The organism is [Acidovorax] ebreus TPSY (genome assembly GCF_000022305.1).
Lineage (GTDB): Bacteria > Pseudomonadota > Gammaproteobacteria > Burkholderiales > Burkholderiaceae_C > Diaphorobacter > Diaphorobacter nitroreducens.
In genome coordinates, this window is record NC_011992.1 from 692275 (window position 1) to 710060 (window position 17786).

17 protein-coding genes are annotated in these 17786 nt (G+C 67.1%); 7 read left to right on the forward strand and 10 right to left on the reverse strand.

All coding sequences use genetic code 11. The features are described from left to right. The first annotated feature begins 29 nt into the window (after positions 1-29). From DTPSY_RS03305 to DTPSY_RS03325, 5 genes are all read left to right on the forward strand, one after another. On the forward strand, positions 30-941 hold the full coding sequence (locus DTPSY_RS03305) for an ABC transporter permease (protein ID WP_011804140.1): 912 nt from the start codon (positions 30-32) through the stop codon (positions 939-941). Between the two features lie 182 nt (positions 942-1123). Then, positions 1124-2101 (forward strand): ABC transporter ATP-binding protein, encoded by a 978-nt coding sequence (locus DTPSY_RS03310; protein WP_012655671.1) that lies wholly within the window; start codon positions 1124-1126, stop codon positions 2099-2101. Further along, complete coding sequence (locus tag DTPSY_RS03315; RefSeq protein ID WP_011804142.1) at positions 2098-3132, forward strand: ABC transporter ATP-binding protein; 1035 nt, start codon at positions 2098-2100, stop codon at positions 3130-3132. Before DTPSY_RS03310 ends, DTPSY_RS03315 begins: the two co-directional genes overlap by 4 nt. Positions 3133-3309: 177 nt before the next feature. Next, the gene (locus DTPSY_RS03320; protein WP_012655672.1) at positions 3310-5223 is read left to right on the forward strand and encodes a bifunctional metallophosphatase/5'-nucleotidase; all 1914 of its coding nucleotides are present in this window, start codon (positions 3310-3312) and stop codon (positions 5221-5223) included. Positions 5224-5301: 78 nt separating this feature from the next. Further along, positions 5302-5796: a YbhB/YbcL family Raf kinase inhibitor-like protein gene (locus DTPSY_RS03325; RefSeq protein WP_011804144.1), complete on the forward strand. Its 495-nt coding sequence runs from the start codon at positions 5302-5304 to the stop codon at positions 5794-5796. A gap of 260 nt (positions 5797-6056) precedes the next feature. On the opposite strand, the gene DTPSY_RS03330 is transcribed toward DTPSY_RS03325, so the two are convergent. Together DTPSY_RS03330 and zwf are read right to left on the reverse strand one after the other, a co-directional pair. Next, complete coding sequence (locus tag DTPSY_RS03330; RefSeq protein ID WP_012655673.1) at positions 6057-6902, reverse strand: MurR/RpiR family transcriptional regulator; 846 nt, start codon at positions 6900-6902, stop codon at positions 6057-6059. Beyond that, complete coding sequence (gene zwf / locus DTPSY_RS03335) at positions 6896-8371, reverse strand: glucose-6-phosphate dehydrogenase (RefSeq protein WP_012655674.1); 1476 nt, start codon at positions 8369-8371, stop codon at positions 6896-6898. The genes DTPSY_RS03330 and zwf overlap by 7 nt, the downstream gene beginning before the upstream one ends. A 195-nt stretch (positions 8372-8566) precedes the next feature. Between zwf and tal the strand changes: the two genes are divergently transcribed. After that, entirely contained in the window at positions 8567-9517 is a 951-nt protein-coding gene (gene tal / locus DTPSY_RS03340) for a transaldolase (RefSeq protein WP_012655675.1), read from the forward strand. Further along, complete coding sequence (gene pgi, locus DTPSY_RS03345; protein WP_012655676.1) at positions 9514-11130, forward strand: glucose-6-phosphate isomerase; 1617 nt, start codon at positions 9514-9516, stop codon at positions 11128-11130. The genes tal and pgi overlap by 4 nt, the downstream gene beginning before the upstream one ends. Before the next feature lie 30 nt (positions 11131-11160). Here the strand turns inward: pgi and DTPSY_RS03350 are convergent, their stop codons facing one another. The 8 genes from DTPSY_RS03350 to DTPSY_RS18515 all read right to left on the reverse strand — a co-directional run bounded on the left by DTPSY_RS03350 (position 11161) and on the right by DTPSY_RS18515 (position 17603). After that, the gene (locus DTPSY_RS03350) at positions 11161-12327 is read right to left on the reverse strand and encodes a GGDEF domain-containing protein (protein ID WP_012655677.1); all 1167 of its coding nucleotides are present in this window, start codon (positions 12325-12327) and stop codon (positions 11161-11163) included. 270 nt (positions 12328-12597) lie between these two features. Further along, complete coding sequence (gene groL, locus DTPSY_RS03355) at positions 12598-14238, reverse strand: chaperonin GroEL (RefSeq protein ID WP_012655678.1); 1641 nt, start codon at positions 14236-14238, stop codon at positions 12598-12600. Between the two features lie 90 nt (positions 14239-14328). Continuing rightward, positions 14329-14619, reverse strand: coding sequence for a co-chaperone GroES (locus DTPSY_RS03360; RefSeq protein WP_011804151.1), 291 nt, complete (start codon positions 14617-14619; stop codon positions 14329-14331). Between the two features lie 210 nt (positions 14620-14829). Continuing rightward, positions 14830-15864, reverse strand: a complete 1035-nt coding sequence (locus tag DTPSY_RS03365) for a bifunctional nicotinamide-nucleotide adenylyltransferase/Nudix hydroxylase (RefSeq protein ID WP_012655679.1) — start codon at positions 15862-15864, stop codon at positions 14830-14832. A 55-nt stretch (positions 15865-15919) separates the two neighbouring features. Next, positions 15920-16777, reverse strand: coding sequence for a cysteine hydrolase family protein (locus tag DTPSY_RS03370; protein ID WP_012655680.1), 858 nt, complete (start codon positions 16775-16777; stop codon positions 15920-15922). Positions 16778-16843: 66 nt separating this feature from the next. Further along, complete coding sequence (locus DTPSY_RS03375; protein ID WP_011804154.1) at positions 16844-17029, reverse strand: DUF1328 domain-containing protein; 186 nt, start codon at positions 17027-17029, stop codon at positions 16844-16846. Between the two features lie 129 nt (positions 17030-17158). After that, positions 17159-17293: a hypothetical protein gene (locus DTPSY_RS18735; protein WP_286119610.1), complete on the reverse strand. Its 135-nt coding sequence runs from the start codon at positions 17291-17293 to the stop codon at positions 17159-17161. A 169-nt stretch (positions 17294-17462) separates the two neighbouring features. Then, a complete protein-coding gene (locus DTPSY_RS18515; protein ID WP_187148598.1) occupies positions 17463-17603 on the reverse strand; it encodes a hypothetical protein in 141 nt (46 codons plus the stop codon). Positions 17604-17786: the final 183 nt, after the last annotated feature.

Here is a 17786-nt window from a genome sequence, read left to right on the forward strand (position 1 = left end):
TTCCCCTTTTTTGCCTTGACCCTTCGCTCATGAAACAAACGCTCTTGCGCTGGTACGACAGCGACGTGGCCCACAGCTTTCGCACCTCGCCCGTGGCCATCATCGCGGCGCTGATTGCCGCCGTGTGCGTGTTCTGCTCCATCTTTGCCGGCTGGGTGGCGCCACACAACCCGTTCGACCTGAGCACGCTGGAGCTGTCGGACGCGCGCCTGCCGCCCGTGTGGCAGGCCGAAGGCACCTGGAAGTACGCCCTGGGCACCGATGACCAGGGCCGCGACATCCTCTCGGCGCTGATCTACGGCGCGCGCATCTCGCTGGTGGTGGGCCTGGCCTCCGTGGCGCTGTCGGTCGTCGTGGGCGTGGCGCTGGGGTTGGTGGCGGGCTTTCGCGGCGGATGGGTGGACGGCGTGCTCATGCGCCTGTGCGACGTGATGCTGTCGTTCCCCGCCATCCTGATCGCGCTGCTGATTGCCGGCGTGGGGCGTGCGGTGTTCCCCAACGCGCCCGATTCGCTGGCCTTCGGCGTGCTGATCCTGTCGATCTCGCTCACGGGATGGGTGCAGTACGCGCGCACCGTGCGCGGCTCCACGCTGGTGGAGCGCAACAAGGAATACGTGCAGGCCGCGCGCGTCACCGGCGTGTCGCCGCTGCGCATCATGCGCAAGCATGTGCTGCCCAACGTGCTGGGGCCGGTCATGGTGCTGGCCACCATCCAGGTGGCCACGGCCATCATTACCGAAGCCACGCTGTCCTTCCTGGGAGTGGGCGCGCCGCCCACGTCGCCCTCGCTGGGCACGCTGATCCGCATCGGCAACGACTACCTGTTCTCCGGCGAGTGGTGGATCACTGTCTTCCCCGGCGTGATGCTGGTGCTGATCGCGCTGTCCGTGAACCTGCTGGGCGACTGGCTGCGCGATGCACTCAACCCGCGCCTGCGCTGAAATGGAACACCTCCTGAGTCGCTTTGCGCCTTCTCCCCGCTCTCGCATGGCTGCGCCATGCGGGCAGGGGGGCGCAGCCCTCGCTGCGGCGCGGCCGGCCCGGACCCTTGCTCGGCTGCCCTCGTTATGGGGGCGCCCGTTTCATGCGATGCGGGCGGCGCGCACCGCACTGGATAACTGATATGTCACTTCTCGAAGTCCACAACCTCGTCGTCGAATTCCCCGGCCGCCGCGGCACGCTGCGCGCGCTGGACAACGTGTCGTTCTCCATCGCACCGGGCGAGATCCTGGGTGTGGTGGGCGAGTCCGGCGCGGGCAAGTCGCTCACGGGCGCGTCCATCATCGGTCTGCTGGAGCCGCCGGGGCGCGTGGCCTCGGGCCAGATCGTGCTGCAGGGCCAGCGCATCGACAACCTGCCGCACGAGCAGATGCGCCACATCCGCGGGCGCAAGATCGGCGCGATCTTCCAGGACCCGCTGACTTCGCTCAACCCGCTGTACACCGTGGGCCAGCAACTGGTGGAGACCATCCTCACCCACCTGCCCATGAGCGCCGCGCAGGCGCGCCAGCGGGCCATCGACCTGCTCAAGGACACCGGCATTCCCGCGGCCGAGCAGCGCATCGACCACTACCCACACCAGTTCTCGGGCGGCATGCGCCAGCGCGTGGTGATTGCCCTGGCGCTGGCGGCCGAGCCGCAGCTCATCGTGGCGGACGAGCCCACCACGGCGCTGGACGTGTCCATCCAGGCGCAGATCATCCAGTTGCTCAAGAGCATCTGCAAGACGCGCGGCGCGGCCGTGATGCTGATCACCCACGACATGGGCGTGATCGCCGAGACCTGCGACCGCGTGGCCGTGATGTACGCCGGCCGCGTGGCCGAAATCGGCCCCGTGCACGAGGTCATCAACCAGCCCGCCCACCCCTACACCGCCGGCCTCATGGCGTCCATTCCCGACATGGAGCAGGACCGCGAGCGCCTCAACCAGATCGACGGAGCCATGCCCCGCCTGAACGCCATTCCCGAGGGCTGCGCCTTCAACCCGCGCTGCCCGCGCGCCTTCGACCGCTGCCGCCAGGCGCGCCCCGACCTCATGCCCGCCGGCGCTACGCAGGCCGCCTGCTGGCTGCACGACGTGACGAGCGAGGTGGCCGCATGAGCTCCACGACGACCACCACCGCACCGCTGGTGCAGGCGCATGACCTCGCCAAGACGTTCGATGTCTCCGCGCCCTGGCTCAACCGGGTCATCGAGCGCAAGCCGCGCGCGCTGCTGCATGCGGTGGACGGCGTGGGATTCACGATCGAGCGCGGCAAGACGCTGGCCCTGGTGGGCGAGTCCGGCTGCGGCAAGAGCACCGTGGCGCGCCTGCTGGTGGGGCTGTACGAGCCCACGCGCGGCGGCCTCACCTTCGACGGGCAGGACGCGCACGCCGCTTTCAAGGGCAAGGATGCGCGCGCCATGCGCCGGCGCATCCAGATGATCTTCCAGGACCCCTATGCCAGCCTGAACCCCCGATGGCTGGTGGAGGACATCATCGGCGAGCCCCTGCGCGAGCATGGTCTCATCACCGACGCTGCACAACTCAAGAAGCGCGTGGGCGAACTGCTGCAGTCCGTGGGCCTGTCGCCGCTGGACATGGCCAAGTACCCGCACCAGTTCTCGGGCGGGCAGCGCCAGCGCATCTCCATCGCGCGTGCCCTGGCCACCGAGCCCGAGTTCCTGGTGTGCGACGAACCCACCAGCGCGCTGGACGTGTCGGTGCAGGCGCAGGTGCTCAACATCATGAAGGACCTGCAGCGCCAGCGGCAGCTCACCTACCTGTTCATCAGCCACAACCTGGCCGTGGTGCGCCACGTGAGCGACCAGGTGGGCGTGATGTACCTGGGCCGGCTGGTGGAGCTGGCCGACAAGAAGGTGCTGTTCGAGAACCCGCGCCACCCTTACACGCGCATGTTGCTGGACGCCATCCCCAAGATGCACGACACCGGCCGCGCGCGCACGCCCGTGCAAGGGGAGGTGCCCAACCCGCTCAACCCGCCGCCGGGCTGCGCGTTCAACCCACGCTGCCCCTACGCCAACGACCGCTGCCGCACCGAGCGCCCCCAGCTCATTGATGACGGCGGCACGCGCGTGGCCTGCCACGGCGTGCAGGAAAAACGCATCCCGTTGGTGGAGTTGGCGGTATGAGGGTTCGATAGAAAAACGGCCCTAACGCTTGTGCAGCAAGCGGTAAATGCTCTTTTTATGTGAGCAAAGAGGCTGCGCGCGCCCTGTTCTACGGGCGCGCGTGTGGGGCTTTCACGGCGCTGTCATCCTTGCTTCCCACCATCTCCACTCTGTAACGATTCAACAGGGAGCGAGAACATGGGTTCGTGGATGCAATGGGCCAACAAGCCCTACGGGCGGCGGGTGCGGATGGGCGCGGTGGCGCTGGCGGCGTGTGGCGTGCTGGCGGCATGCGGTGGCAACGATGACGACGAGGCCCAGCCGCTGGAACTGACCGTCCTGCACATCAACGACCACCACTCCACGCTGGACGCCAAGTCCAAGACGCTGAAGCTGTCCACGGGCGGCGCCGCGCCTGTGGACGTGGCCGTCGAAGCCGGCGGCTTTGCGCGCGTCACCGCGGCCTTCGACAGCCTGGCCAAGGCCGCGGGCGCCAACGTGCTCAAGCTGCATGCGGGCGACGCGCTCACCGGCACGCTGTACTTCAACCGCGCGGGCGCGGACGGCGAGGCCGATGCCGCGCTGATGAACACCGTGTGCTTCGACGCCTTCACGCTGGGCAACCACGAGTTCGACAAGGGTGACGCGGGCCTCAAGGGATTCCTGGACCTGCTCAAGAAGGGGTCCTGCAAGACGGCGGTGCTCAGCGCCAACGTGAAGTTCGGTGCCGGCTCGGCGCTCAACGCCACCAAGGCACCCGGTTACGTGCAGCCTTCCACCGTGGTGGAGCGCAGCGGCCAGAAGATCGGCATCGTCGGCCTGACGATTGCGGGCAAGACCAAGGCCTCGTCCAGCCCCGACGCGGACACCACCTTCGAGGACGAAGTCACGGCGGCGCAGCGTGAGATCGACAAGCTGCGCGCCCAGAGCATCAACAAGATCATCGTCATGAGCCACGTGGGCTATGGCTACGACAAGGAAATCGCCGCCAAGCTCAGCGGCGTGGACGTGATCGTGGGCGGCGATTCGCACACGCTGCTGGGCCCCGATGCGCTCAAGACCACGGGCGTGGGCACGCCCAGTGGCGCCTATCCCACGCGCGTGACCGACAAGGACGGCAAGAACGTCTGCGTGGTGCAGGCCTGGGAATACGCGCAGGTGGTGGGCGAGTTGAACGTGCGTTTTGACGGCAAGGGCGAGGTCACGCAGTGCAGTGGCACGCCGCATGTGCTGATCGGTAGCGACTTCACCATCAACAAATTGCCCCCGACCGATGCCGAAAAGAAGGCCATCGATGCCGACGTGGCGGCCAAGGGCTTTCTGCGCGTGACGCAGCCAGCCGCCGCCGCCACCACGGCGCTGCAGCCGTTCAAGGACCGCGTGGCCGTTTTCAACAAGACCAACGTGGCGGTGGTGCCGAAGGAGTTGTGCTTCCGCCGCGTGCCGGGCAATCCCGGCTCGGGCGGCTCCAGCCCCACGTGCAACGCCGAGGGCAGCGTGCATCTGCGCGGTGGCGACATCCAGCAGCTGGTGGCGCAGGCCTACGTGGACGAGGGCAATGCCAAGTACGGCGGCGCCGACATCTCGCTGCAAAGCGGCGGTGGTGTGCGCATTGCGCTGGACGGCACGGTGACAGCAGCGCAGGTGATCCAGGTGCTGCCCTTCGGCAACATGCTGTTCCGTCTGGACGTGACCGGCGCGGAGGTCAAATCCATGCTCGAAGACGGTCTGGAGGCCGTGTTCAAGGCGGGCGGATCGACCGGGCCCTATCCCTATACCGGCGGCCTGCGCTTCGACGTGAACGCCTCGGCCGCCTTCGGCCAGCGCGCCTCCGGTCTCGAAGTGCGCAACGCCGCCACCGGCACCTGGGGGCCGATCGATCCGGCCAAGACCTACAGGCTCTTCGTGTTGAGTTTCAACGCCACGGGCGGCGACGGCTACAAGACGCTGGCGGCCGTGCCCGCGGCGCGGCGCCTGGATATCGGCGTGCTGGATGCCGATGTGTTCTTCAGCTACATCGACAAGCAGCCGCGTGACGCCGCCACCGGCCTGCCCATGCTGAACCGCCTGTCGCACGAGCTCTACAGCACCAAGAGCTTCGCGGGGCAGTGACGGGACCAGTGAAGTGAACGGCGGGAATGCGCGGGCATACTGACGGTTTCCCGTCAACGAACCCCAGGAGTACCGCGCATGACCGCCTTCACCCTCACCAGTCCCGACATCGCCGACGGCAGCACCATTGCACAGAGCTTCGAGTTCGACGGCTTTGGCTGCAGCGGTCGGAACCAGTCGCCCGTGCTGCGCTGGAGCGGCGCGCCCGAGGGCACGAAGGGCTTTGCCGTGAACGTGTACGACCCCGACGCGCCCACGGGCTCGGGCTTCTGGCACTGGTATGTGATCGATCTGCCGGCTTCGGTGAGTGAGCTGCCCGCCAACGCCGGCGCCAAGGGCGGCGCCCACCTGCCGGCTGGCGCGCGCCAGATCCGCAACGACTACGGGCAGTACGCCTGGGGCGGCATGTGCCCGCCGCCGGGCGACAAGCCGCACCGCTACATCTTCACGGTGCATGCGCTGTCGGTGGAGCGTATCGATGTGCCCGACGACGCCCCCGCCGCGCTCGCCGGCTTCATGGTCAACGCCCACACCCTGGCCAAGGCGAGCTTCACCGCCACCTACGGGCGCTGAAGCGGCGCTCTGAAAAAGAGAGCTGCTACCGCTTGCCAATGCTTGATTTCAGATGCTTTTGTTTCTGAAGTCCAAGCGGGGCAGGCGGTAGCAGCTATTGTTTTTGTGCTTCGCCATAGGGCGCACGGCATGGAACTGGCGCGCCCCATCCCAGCAACCGCCGCGCAGCGGGCTTGGCCCGGGCGCTGGCGGTGTCCCCCCTCCCGTAGCGCAGCGCGTAGAGAGAGGGGGAAGCGGCGCAGCCGCTCAGGGGGGTGCCCTCAGGTATACCGCTTGGCCCTCAGGTTGTTCTTCATCTGCTGCAGCACCGGTTGCAGCGGCTCGCCGATGCGCAGCGCCACGCAGGTGGCGACCACGTCGATGATGAGTAGGTGCAGCAGGCGCGAGACCATGGGGCTGTAGCGGTCGTAGCCCTCGGGGTGGTCGGCCGCCAGGTGGATGCGGCAGGTGTGTGCCAGCGGCGAGCCGCTGGCGGTGATGGCAATGGTGGTTGCGCCGTTCTTGCGCGCGATGTCGGCTGCGTCCATCAGGTCGCGCGTGCGGCCCGAGTTGCTGATGATCACCGCGCAGTCGCCCGGGCCCAGCAACGTGGCGCTCATCACCTGCATGTGGCCGTCGCTGGTGGAGATGCTGGTGATGCCTAGGCGAAAGAACTTGTGCTGCGCGTCCTGCGCCACGATGCCGGAGTTGCCCGCGCCGTAGAACTCGATGCGCCGCCCCGTCTGCCAGGTGCTGGCGATGGCCTCGGCCGCACGCTCCAGCGCATTGGTACTGGCGGCGCTGCGGTACTGCAGGAAGGCGGCCACGGCGTTGTCCACCACCTTCACCAGCACGTCGTTGGTCTTGTCGTCGGCGTCCACGCTGCGGTGGATGAAGGGCACGCCCTCGCTCACACTGCCGGCCAGCTTGAGCTTGAAGTCCGCCAGGCCGTCATAGCCCATGCTGCGGCAAAAGCGCACCACTGTCGGCTTGCTGACGCGCGCGCGCGCGGCCAGCTCGCGCACCGGCAGGTGGGCAAAGGCGCGCGGGTCGTCCAGCACGAGTTGGGCCACGCGCTGCTCGGCGGGGGCGAGCGAGGGCAGGGAAGCGGTGATGCGGTCTAGCATTCTTCCATCCAGGTGTGTCCTTCGCGGGCCACCAGCGCGCTGGCGGCGCTGGGGCCCCAGCTGCCAGCGGCATACGGGCGCGGGCCTTCGCCACGGGCGTCCTGCTCGGCCCAGGCCTGCATGATGGGTTCCACCCAATGCCAGGCGGCTTCCTGTTCGTCGGCGCGCACGAACAGATTCAGGCGCCCGGCGATCACGTCCAGCAGCAGCCGCTCGTACGCGCCCACGCGCTGGCTGCCAAAGCGCTGGTCGAAGTCCAGGTCCAGCTGCACGGGCGCCAGCGCCTGGGCTTCGGAAATGCGCATGCCGCGCTTTTCCTGCCCCGCGGCAAACAGGTGCAGCGCCAAGCCGTCGCGCGGCTGCAGGTGGATCACCAGGCGGTTGGCCGCGCCCAGCGGCGTGCGGTAGATGGCGTGGGGCGTGGGGCGGAAGTTGATGGCGATGTGTGCCTCGCGCGCGGCCAGGCGCTTGCCGGTGCGGATGTAGAACGGCACGCCCGCCCAGCGCCAATTGGCGATCTCGGTGCGCAGGGCGACGAAGGTTTCGGTGGTGCTGCCGGGCGCCACGCCGTCCTCGTCGGCATAGGCGCGCACGCCCTCGCAGGCCGTGGTGCCGGTGGAATACTGGCCGCGCACCACGTCCCGCAGCAGCGTGGCGGGTGTCCACGTACTCAGCGAACGCAGCACCTTGAGCTTCTCATCGCGGATGGCATCGGCATGGGCGTTGATGGGCGGCTCCATGGCGATCGCGCACAGCAGCTGCAGCGCGTGGTTCTGCACCATGTCGCGCAGCGCGCCGGTCTGGTCGTAGAAGGCGCCACGCTGCTCCACGCCCAGCTGCTCGGCCATGGTGATCTCGATGCTGGCCACGGTCTCGCGCCGCCACAGGGGTTCGAACAGCGCGTTGCCAAAGCGCAGCGCCAGCAGGTTCTGCACCGAGGGCTTGCCCAGGTAGTGGTCGATGCGGAAGATCTGCCGTTCGTCGAACACGCTGCGCACCGCGGCGTTGATGGCACGGTTGGAAGCCAAATCGTGCCCCAGGGGCTTTTCCAGCACCACGCGGGTGGCGGGCGTCGCCAGGCCGGCAGCGCCGAGCTGCTCGCAGACGGTGGTGAACAGCGCGGGCGCGGTGGCCAGGTACATCACCACCGTGTCGGCGTGGCGCTCGTGCAGGCGCCGCGCCAGCAGGGCGTAATCCTCTGGCTGGGACAGATCCATGCGCTGGTACTGCAACAGCGCGGCAAAGCGTTCGAATTCTTCGTCGCTGGGGCGTTTTTCTCCCTCCACATCGGCAAAGCGCCGGGCAATCAGCGCGCGGTAGTCGCCGTCGCTCAGCGCGTCGCGCGCCACGCCGATGATGCGCCCCTGCGGCGGCAGCGACCCGTGGCGAAAAGCCTGGAACAAGGCAGGCAGCAGCTTGCGCCAGGCGAGGTCGCCCGTGCCGCCGAAGAGGACCAGATCAAAGCTCATGAGCCAGCTGCGGTGATGTGTAGAGGGTTGATCGATGGGAAAACGGTGCCCGCATGTGGTCCGTATCCAGTGCACGATGTTATCGAGTTTCATGGTCGGCATTGACCGATACGGGACGGGCCGTGGCCGCGCATACACTTGCCGGTTACGCGCCGGGGCTGGGCTCCCCGCGCCTTTCTCCCTGGACAACACGCCATGAACCAACTCGACGCGCTCAAGCAGTACACCACCGTGGTGGCCGACACCGGCGATTTCAAGCAGCTGGCCCAGTTCCAGCCGCAAGACGCCACCACCAACCCCTCGCTGATCCTGAAGGCCGTGCAAAAGCCCGAGTACGCGCCGCTGCTCAAGGACTGCGTGACGCGCTGGCATGGCCGCGCTATCGACGAGCTGATGGACCGCCTGATCGTGCGTTTCGGCTGCGAGATCCTGTCGATCATCCCTGGGCGCGTGTCCACCGAGGTGGATGCACGCCTGTCGTTCGATACCGCAGCGACCGTGGCGCGTGCGGAGCGCATCGTGGAGCTGTACCAGGCCGAAGGGCTGCACATCGACCGCGTGCTCATCAAGATCGCCGCCACGTGGGAGGGCATCCAGGCCGCGCGCCAACTGGAGCAGCGCGGCATCCACACCAACCTTACGCTGCTGTTTTCGTTTGCACAGGCGGTGGCCTGTGGTCAGGCGAAGGTGCAGCTCATTTCGCCTTTCGTCGGACGCATTTACGACTGGTACAAGAAGCAGGCCGGCGCAAACTGGGACGAGGCCGCCATGGCCGGCGCCAATGACCCGGGCGTGCAGTCCGTGCGCGCCATCTACAACCATTACAAGCATTTCGGCATCGGCACCGAGGTCATGGGTGCGAGTTTTCGCAACACCGGGCAGATCGTCGCGCTGGCGGGCTGCGACCTGCTGACCATTGCCCCCGAACTGCTGGCCCAGTTGGCCGCCAGCGATGCGCCGGTGGCACGCGTGCTCGACCCCGAGGCGGCACGCCGCGTTGCGCTGCAACCCGTGCAGTACGACGAGGCGGGCTTTCGCTATGCGCTCAATGCCGACGCCATGGCCACCGAGAAGCTGGCCGAAGGCATCCGCGCATTTGCGGCGGACGCGGCCAAGCTGGAACAACTGATGCAAGCCGCTGCATGAATTTTGACGATCCCCGCACCCGCTGCGACCACACGACCGCGTGGCAGCGCCTGCGTGCCCATTACGAAAGCGCCGGCCGCAGCTTCGACCTGCGCGCCGCATTTGCGCAGGATGCGCAGCGTTTCGAGCGCTTCAGCCAGGACGCTCCGCATGTGTTTGCGGACCTGTCCAAGAACCTGATCGACGCGCCCACCGAAGCGCTGCTGCTGCAGCTGGCGCGTGAATGCGGCGTGGTGGCCTACCGCGATGCGATGTTCGAGGGCCGACCGATCAACAACACCGAGCAGCGCGCGGTGATGCATTGGTTGTTGCGAAAACCGGCTCCAGGGCATACAGGTCAAGCGCGAGTAGCTATCGATACAGTAGCGCCTGAAATCGCCTCTGCCTTGCACGACGTGCACGCCATGCTGGAGGACATGCTGGCCCTCGCCGAGCGCGTGCGCGCTGACGACGGCATCACCGACATCGTGAACATCGGCATCGGCGGCTCGGACCTGGGGCCGGCGATGGTGGTCAAGGCACTGGACGACCTGCGCCACCCGGGCAAGCGCCTGCACTTCATCTCCAACGTGGACGGCATGGAGCTGGGCAGCCTGTTGCGCCAGCTGCGGCCCGAAAGCACGCTGTTCCTCATTGCGTCGAAGACCTTCACCACCGCCGAGACCATGTCCAACGCACAGGCGGCGCGGGCATGGTTCCTGGACCAGGGCGGCAGCGAGGACGCGCGGGCGCGGCTGCCGCTGGCGCGCCATTTCTATGCGCTGACGACCAACCTGGAAGCGGCGGCGCAGTTCGGCATCACCACCACGTTGGGCTTCTGGGACTGGGTGGGCGGACGCTATTCGCTGTGGTCCGCCATCGGGCTGCCGATTGCCATTGCCGTGGGTGCGCCGCACTTTCGCGCACTGCTGGCGGGTGCACATGCGATGGACGAGCATTTCCGCACCGCGCCGTTGGAATCCAACCTGCCCGTGCGGCTGGCGCTGCTGGACCTGTGGTACCGCAATTTCCACGACTTCTCCAGCCGCAGCATGGCACCTTATAGCCATGGCCTGCGCCGCCTGCCGGCGTACCTGCAGCAATTGGAGATGGAGAGCAACGGCAAGGGGGTGGATGCGCACGGCCAGCCGCTGCCCTATGCCACTTCTGCCGTGGTCTGGGGCGAGCCGGGCACCAATGGGCAGCATGCGTTCTTTCAGATGATCCACCAGGGGCCCGACACCGTGCCCGTGGAGTTCATCGCGCTACGCGAGCCGGGGCGTGATTTGCCGGACCAGCACCCGCGTCTGGTGGCCAACGCTTTGGCCCAGGCACGGGCGCTGATGATGGGACGGCCCGAAGAGGCCGACGGCCACCGGCGCTTCAGCGGCAACCGGCCGAGCACATTTCTGGTGCTGGAGCGTCTGGACCCGGCGTCGCTAGGCGCGCTGATCGCGCTGTACGAGCACCGCGTGTTCACCAGCGGGGCGCTCTGGGGCATCAACAGCTTCGATCAGTGGGGTGTGGAACTGGGCAAAGGCATCGCCAAGGATCTGGAGCCGCGTCTGGCCACGGGGGATGTGCAGGGGCTGGACCCGTCCAGCGCGGGGCTGTTGCGCCGTCTGGCGGCCTGAAACGGGGTGCGCTTCCCGCTCTGACGGGGCTCAGGCGCGCGCTGCCTGGGGCATGGCCGGCGCATCATCTACAGGCGCCGGCTGGAGTTCTGGAGCCAGGGCGACCCGGTTGCGGCCCTGGTCCTTGGCGGCGTAGAGCGCCTGGTCGGCACGCTCCAGCGTTTCCTGGGGTGACGAATGGGGCAGGTGCAGCGCCAGGCCGGCGGACATGCTCAGGCGCAGGTCCGGCGGTGCGTTGGGCACGGGCAGGGCAGCGATGGCTTCGCGCGTGCGCTCCAGCAGGGTCTGGGCGCTGCGTGGTTCGATGTCGCTGAGCAGCAGCAGGAACTCGTCGCCGCCCCAGCGCGCCAGCACATCGGTTTCGCGCACATTGGCGCGCAGGGCGTCGGCGAACACCCGCAGTACATGGTCGCCCATGGCGTGGCCGTGGTGGTCGTTGACGCGCTTGAAATGGTCCACATCGATCATGGCGAACAACAACGCGCCCTGCCCCCGGCGGCGGCGCCGGCACTCTAGCTGGATCAGCTCGACCATGGCGCGGCGGTTGTACAGGCCCGTGAGCTCGTCGCGCATGGCCAGCGCCCGGTTTTCCGCGAGGGCTTCGGCCAGCGCCTCACGTTGCCGGTCCAGGCGCTGGCGCATCTGCTGCACGCGCAGGTTCACCACCATGCACCCGGCCAGCACGATCAGGATCATGGCTGCGTAGGCGCCATCCATGACGTCGAACGTCGTTGCGTAGAAACGCGGCGAGACGACCACCGCCACCGAGAACGCCGCCATCGCGTAGAGCCCGATGCCCACGACCTGGCGCGGCGACAGGCCCAGCGCACCGAAGAACAGGATCATGGCCAGCACGGAGGGCACCACGCCTCGGCCTTCCCCTGCCAGCACGTAAGCCACGGCGCCGCTGGTGATGGTCCACGCCATTTGAACCAGGGTCAGAGACGGATCGCGCAACCGCTCGGACCAGCCGGTGCGGATCAGCAGCGTGATGACTGCGAGCCCCCCCACCGAAAGCGCCGCCCACCACCGCACAGCGTCCAGGTGGTGGTTTGCGCTGGGGTGGTGCAGCAACAGCATTACCAGGGCGCTGGAGCTCATCAGCAGCAGCGCGAGCAGCGCCATGCCGACGCGCACACGCCGGTAGGGGGCGCGGGAGAGGATGCAGGGAAAGAGACGGCGAGAGGTCGTGTGCATGGCGGAGGCTCCTGCGAAGGGCCGTGCGATGGCGGTACGGCCAGAGTGAACCGCTAGCAATGAATTACTAATATTTACATATAAATACAATTATGCGAGGAGCGCAAAGCTTGCTTTTGCGTAGGGGTATTGGGGAAAGGCGGGCCAGATCCGCGCGCAGTGCGCCGCGGAAGGTCGCCCGCCACACACGCAGGCGAAAAAAAACCCGCAAGCACTGCTTGCGGGTTGGGTGCTGCCTGCGCCTTCAGGGCGCAGGCGGGGCCCTGGCAATTACATGCCCATGTCACCCATGCCGCCCATGCCGCCGGGCATGGCGGGGGCTGCGGACTCGTCCTTCGGCGCCTCGGCCACCATGGCTTCGGTCGTCAGCAGCAGCGAGGCCACGGAAGCGGCGTTCTGCAGGGCCGTGCGGGTCACCTTGGTGGGGTCCAGGATGCCCATTTCCAGCATGTCGCCGTAGGTGTCGTTGGCTGCGTTGAAGCCGTAGTTGCCCTTGCCGTTCAGCACTTCGTTCACGACCACCGACGGTTCGCCACCGGCGTTGGCCACGATCTCGCGCAGGGGGGCTTCGACAGCCTTCAGCACCAGCTTGATGCCGGCGTCCTGCTCGGGGTTGCCGGTGGACAGGTTGCCCACGGCCTGCTTGGCGCGCAGCAGTGCCACGCCGCCGCCGGCCACGATGCCTTCTTCCACGGCAGCGCGGGTGGCGTGCAAGGCGTCTTCCACGCGGGCCTTCTTTTCCTTCATCTCGACTTCGGTGGCAGCGCCCACCTTGATCACGGCCACGCCGCCGGCCAGCTTGGCCACGCGCTCTTGCAGCTTCTCACGGTCGTAGTCGCTGGTGGCTTCCTCGATCTGGATGCGGATCTGCTTCACGCGGGCTTCGATGTCGGCAGCGGCGCCCGCACCGTCGATGATGGTGGTGTTTTCCTTGCCCACTTCGATGCGCTTGGCCTGGCCCAGGTCGGCCAGCGTCACCTTCTCCAGCGTCAGGCCCACTTCTTCAGCGATCACCTTGCCGCCCGTCAGGATGGCGATGTCTTCCAGCATGGCCTTGCGGCGGTCGCCGAAGCCGGGTGCCTTCACGGCCACGACCTTCAGGATGCCGCGGATGGTGTTCACCACCAGCGTGGCCAGGGCTTCGCCGTCAACTTCCTCGGCGATGATCAGCAGCGGACGGCTGGCCTTGGCGACTTGCTCCAGCGTGGGCAGCAGGTCGCGGATGTTGCTGATCTTCTTGTCGAACAGCAGCACGAAGGGGTTGTCCAGGATCGCGGACTGCTTCTCGGGGTTGTTGATGAAGTAGGGCGACAGGTAGCCGCGGTCGAACTGCATGCCTTCCACGACGTCCAGTTCGTTTTCCAGCGACTTGCCGTCTTCCACGGTGATCACGCCTTCTTTGCCCACCTTGTCCATGGCGTCAGCAATGATCTTGCCCACGGACTCATCGGAGTTGGCGGAGATCGAACCCACCTGGGCGATTTCCTTGGAGGTGGTCGTGGCCTTGGATGCCTTCTTCAGCTCTTCCACCAGGGCCACCACGGCCTTGTCGATGCCGCGCTTGAGGTCCATGGGGTTCAGGCCGGCGGCCACGTACTTGGAGCCTTCGCGCACGATGGCTTGGGCCAGCACAGTGGCGGTGGTGGTGCCGTCACCAGCGATGTCGTTGGTCTTGGAAGCCACTTCCTTCACGAGCTGGGCGCCCATGTTCTGCAGCTTGTCTTTCAGTTCGATTTCCTTGGCCACGGACACGCCGTCCTTGGTCACCGTGGGGGCGCCGAACGAGCGCTCCAGCACCACGTTGCGGCCCTTGGGGCCCAGGGTCACCTTGACCGCGTTGGCCAGGATGTTCACGCCTTCAACCATGCGGGCGCGGGCTTCGCCGCCGAACACTACGTCTTTTGCTGCCATTTTTGGCTCCTACAAATTTGAATCAAATGGGCTGCCAACGCTGATCTATCAAGCGCAGGCAGCTATGAAAAATGAGTTGACCAGAAGGGATTACTTCTCGACGACCGCGAACAGGTCGTCTTCCTTCATCACCAGCAGCTCGTCGCCATTGACCTTCACGGTCTGGCCGCTGTATTTGCCGAACAGCACGCGGTCGCCGACCTTCACGTTCAGGGCGATCAGCTCGCCCTTGTCGTTCTTCTTGCCAGGGCCAACGGCCAGCACTTCGCCTTGATCGGGCTTTTCCGCAGCGTTGTCGGGGATCACGATGCCCGAGGCGGTCGTGGTTTCGCTTTCGATACGCTTGACGATCACGCGATCGTGCAGGGGGCGAAGATTCATTGCATCTCTCCTGATAACAAAAAGGATTGCGACATCAAACAACGCGCCCGCAACGCGGGCGCAGGGAACTGACACAGCGGTGTTGTTAGCACTCATCTGTTTCGAGTGCTAATGATAGAGGCATTCGTGACAGTTTCAAGGCCGCAGTGTCGACAGGGCCTGCGATCAAGGTGCGGGAGTGCGGAGTGCAGCCGCACTTCCCCGTCCGCCTCAGTGGACTGTGAGGCGCAAGAAGTGGTCCAGCATGTGGAAGTGGTCTTCAAAGAACGCTTCTTCCATGCCCGCGAGCCGGTCGATGGCCACCCACTCGGCATGCGCCGCGTCGTCAGCCGCCTGCACCGGGGGCAGCGGAGCGTCCTGCAGGTCGAAGTAGTGCGCGTGGGTGATGGTGCGGCCGCGTTGGCTGCGGTCGGGGTGGTCGAACACCGTCACACTGCGCAGCGCCGCGCGCAGCGTGGCCTCGGGCAGGGCGCAATTCGTTTCCTCTGCCAGTTCACGCAGGCAGGACTGCCACAGCGTCTCGCGTTGTTCGATGAAGCCGCCGGGCACTGCCAGCAGGCCACGCCCTGGTGCGTGGGCGCGGCGGATGAGCAGCACGTGGTCCTGGCAGCGCAGTACCGCGTCCACGGTCACGAACACCGGCGGGTAGGGCGCCGTTGCCCAGGCGGCGCGGTAACCGCGCAGCATCTGCCATTCCTGCTGCAGTGTGGCGAAGTGCGGCGTGTGGGCGAATTGCTCCAACAGCGCTTGCGTGGCGGGCGGCAGCATGGGCGCCAGCGGCTGCAGCGCGTGGGCCACGGTGGCGGGTGTGGCGCCGAAGTAGGCGTCGCGGATGGCGGTCGCGTCGATGCGGCCCTGGCGCTCCATGCGTATCAATTCCCAGCCCGGAAAGGCGCTGAGGTAGCTGCTCGTGGCGTCCTTGAAATGGCCGACCAGCCCCACGCGCGCCTGCGGCGGGCTGTGGCGCGCCACCGCGTTGCGCACGGCCTCCACCCACACCGCCTCGTTGTAGTAGTCGCGCACCGGCAGCACGGTGAGGCGCGTGCGGTCGCCCTCGGGCAGAGCACCGCGCAGCATGGCTTCGCGTTCGTGCCAGGTGAACGGGTTCTTGGGTGTGCGCGCCTGGAAGGCCGAGCCGACGATGACGATGACCTGCCGCGCCTGCACCAGCGCTTCGCGCAGCAGGGCGAGATGGCCGGTGTGGACGGGCTCGAAGCGGCCGATGAGGATGGCGGTGTCGTACATGCGGCGATTCGTGTGTTCTCAAAAAAGTGAGCTGCTCGCGCTTGATGGATAAGCGCTAGAGGCAAATTTCGCTTGAAGTCGCCAGCCGTGCACCCTGGGCGTGCATCGCCTCCAGGAAGGCCTCATGCTGCGCCTCGAAGCCGGCCACAGGGCTCATGCAATCGGTGAGCAGCACCAGGCGCCGCGGGCTCCACCCGGGGTGCAGGCGGGCCAGGTGCTGGATGATGTGCTCGGTGGTGGCGCGCACGCAGTGGCTGCTGGCCTCGCCTGCGATGAGCAGCAGGTCTGCGCTGGCCAATTGGTCCAGCAGATGGGTGTTCAGGGCGGTGTGCGGGTCGGCCGCGTCGGGTACTTCGGCCTGCACGGCGCTGTAGTGCTCGGTCCAGGGGCTCATGCCCTTGAAGACGGACTGCACGGCGCGCAGGCGATGTGCTTGCCAGTCGCTGCACGCGGCCAGCACGTCGGTATGCACGCCATGGCCCCAGCTGCCGATTTCGCAATGCACGGGCCAGACCATAAGGGTGTAACGGCCCTGGGTTTCCAACGTGTCCAGGTAGTCCAGTGTGCGCGCCAGCGCCGCAGGGTCACGCGGCGCAAATGCACCCGCGCGGACCTGCGCAGCGGTGATGGCGGTGAAGGGCGCCACCGCGCCCCCGTCGCTGCGCTGCCAGTAGGCAGGGTGCGCCACGTCGTACCGCTGGTGCGAGTCGAGGGTGACAGTGATGTGGTCGATACCTGCCCCCTGCGCGCGGATGAACGCTGCCAGGCGCTGCATGTCCGCATGCGCGCCGGGAACGGGCAGCGCCGGGGCGGTTACCGCGCCGCTATGGGGATCGCGCGAGTGCCACGCGGCGGGCAGATCGCAGAAGTCGTTCTGGGGATCGATGGCGAGCAGGTGAACGGTGCGGGTCATGGCGCGGATGCGAGCGTGCAGGGCCTGCAGTGTAGGCAACTGCGGGGCCGCATCCGGCCGGCACCGCTATTTGATGGCTTTGCGCGCGGCCCCGATACCCAGCAGCGCGAGCACCACGAACAGCACGGCCAATACCAGGAACACCACGAACAGCACCTTGGCGATGGCGGCCGAGCCAGCGGCCACGCCGGTGAACCCGAGCGCGCCGGCGATGAGCGAAATGATGGCGAAGATGATCGCGTACTTGAGCATGGGATAGGCCTCCTTGGGATGGGCCGCCGGCGGGTGCGGCGGCTGGGCACCAGAGTAGGGGCGCCGGCGCAGGCGCTCCGTCATCTGGTGAAACCGCAGCGTGTAGGAGGGTGTTGACAGTGCTGCCGGTTATCGCAGCGCATGCAGCACCGCGCCGCCGACGATCGGCAGCAGCACGGCGCCCGTGCGTTCTGTGGCGGCCATCCGCAGAACCCATCCCAGGATGATGGCAACCGTCCAGGCGCTGTACAGCCGCTGCAGCACAGGCGGCGTGCCCGCCAGCAGCAGGAACAGGTGGGCGTGAACAGCGCATTCTTAGGCAGCCTGGACGCGGGGGCCGGGGGTGTATTAGAAAAAATGGCGTCTGCAAGGGCATACATGCGCGGCCTTGCCCAGCAGGGCATCGCTGCGGCCCTGCAGCAGGCCGCCGCCCTTAGCGCCGAGAATCTCCCGGCGCAGCCGCCACGCGTTCGCGCAATGCGTTGTGGAAGTGGCGCTGGTCCTCAAAGCCCAGTTCCTGCGCCACCGTGGCCGGCGCGCCTCCAGCGGCCAGCAGCGCGCGCGGCGTTGACATGCGCGCCTGCACAGGGTTACAAGCCGGCCGCTTGGCGCCACGCGGCGGCGTACTGGTCTGCGTTCGCAACGCGGCGGGATATGAACTCCGCCCCCAAGCTCAGGGACTGCCTGGACGCAGACGTGGGGTTCATAGCCCCGCCGCTGCACGCAGCGCCTGGGCTTTGTGCCGCAAGGCTGCCGC

What these genes read in the sequence shown, in the direction of transcription:
- DTPSY_RS03305 (WP_011804140.1), top strand. Translation starts at nt 30, where the DNA reads ATGAAACAAACGCTCTTGCGCTGGTACGACAGCGACGTGGCCCACAGC.
- DTPSY_RS03310 (WP_012655671.1), top strand. Translation starts at nt 1,124, where the DNA reads ATGTCACTTCTCGAAGTCCACAACCTCGTCGTCGAATTCCCCGGCCGC.
- DTPSY_RS03315 (WP_011804142.1), top strand. Translation starts at nt 2,098, where the DNA reads ATGAGCTCCACGACGACCACCACCGCACCGCTGGTGCAGGCGCATGAC.
- DTPSY_RS03320 (WP_012655672.1), top strand. Translation starts at nt 3,310, where the DNA reads ATGGGTTCGTGGATGCAATGGGCCAACAAGCCCTACGGGCGGCGGGTG.
- DTPSY_RS03325 (WP_011804144.1), top strand. Translation starts at nt 5,302, where the DNA reads ATGACCGCCTTCACCCTCACCAGTCCCGACATCGCCGACGGCAGCACC.
- DTPSY_RS03330 (WP_012655673.1), bottom strand. Translation starts at nt 6,902, where the DNA reads ATGCTAGACCGCATCACCGCTTCCCTGCCCTCGCTCGCCCCCGCCGAG.
- zwf (WP_012655674.1), bottom strand. Translation starts at nt 8,371, where the DNA reads ATGAGCTTTGATCTGGTCCTCTTCGGCGGCACGGGCGACCTCGCCTGG.
- tal (WP_012655675.1), top strand. Translation starts at nt 8,567, where the DNA reads ATGAACCAACTCGACGCGCTCAAGCAGTACACCACCGTGGTGGCCGAC.
- pgi (WP_012655676.1), top strand. Translation starts at nt 9,514, where the DNA reads ATGAATTTTGACGATCCCCGCACCCGCTGCGACCACACGACCGCGTGG.
- DTPSY_RS03350 (WP_012655677.1), bottom strand. Translation starts at nt 12,327, where the DNA reads ATGCACACGACCTCTCGCCGTCTCTTTCCCTGCATCCTCTCCCGCGCC.
- groL (WP_012655678.1), bottom strand. Translation starts at nt 14,238, where the DNA reads ATGGCAGCAAAAGACGTAGTGTTCGGCGGCGAAGCCCGCGCCCGCATG.
- DTPSY_RS03360 (WP_011804151.1), bottom strand. Translation starts at nt 14,619, where the DNA reads ATGAATCTTCGCCCCCTGCACGATCGCGTGATCGTCAAGCGTATCGAA.
- DTPSY_RS03365 (WP_012655679.1), bottom strand. Translation starts at nt 15,864, where the DNA reads ATGTACGACACCGCCATCCTCATCGGCCGCTTCGAGCCCGTCCACACC.
- DTPSY_RS03370 (WP_012655680.1), bottom strand. Translation starts at nt 16,777, where the DNA reads ATGACCCGCACCGTTCACCTGCTCGCCATCGATCCCCAGAACGACTTC.
- DTPSY_RS03375 (WP_011804154.1), bottom strand. Translation starts at nt 17,029, where the DNA reads ATGCTCAAGTACGCGATCATCTTCGCCATCATTTCGCTCATCGCCGGC.
- DTPSY_RS18515 (WP_187148598.1), bottom strand. Translation starts at nt 17,603, where the DNA reads ATGTCAACGCCGCGCGCGCTGCTGGCCGCTGGAGGCGCGCCGGCCACG.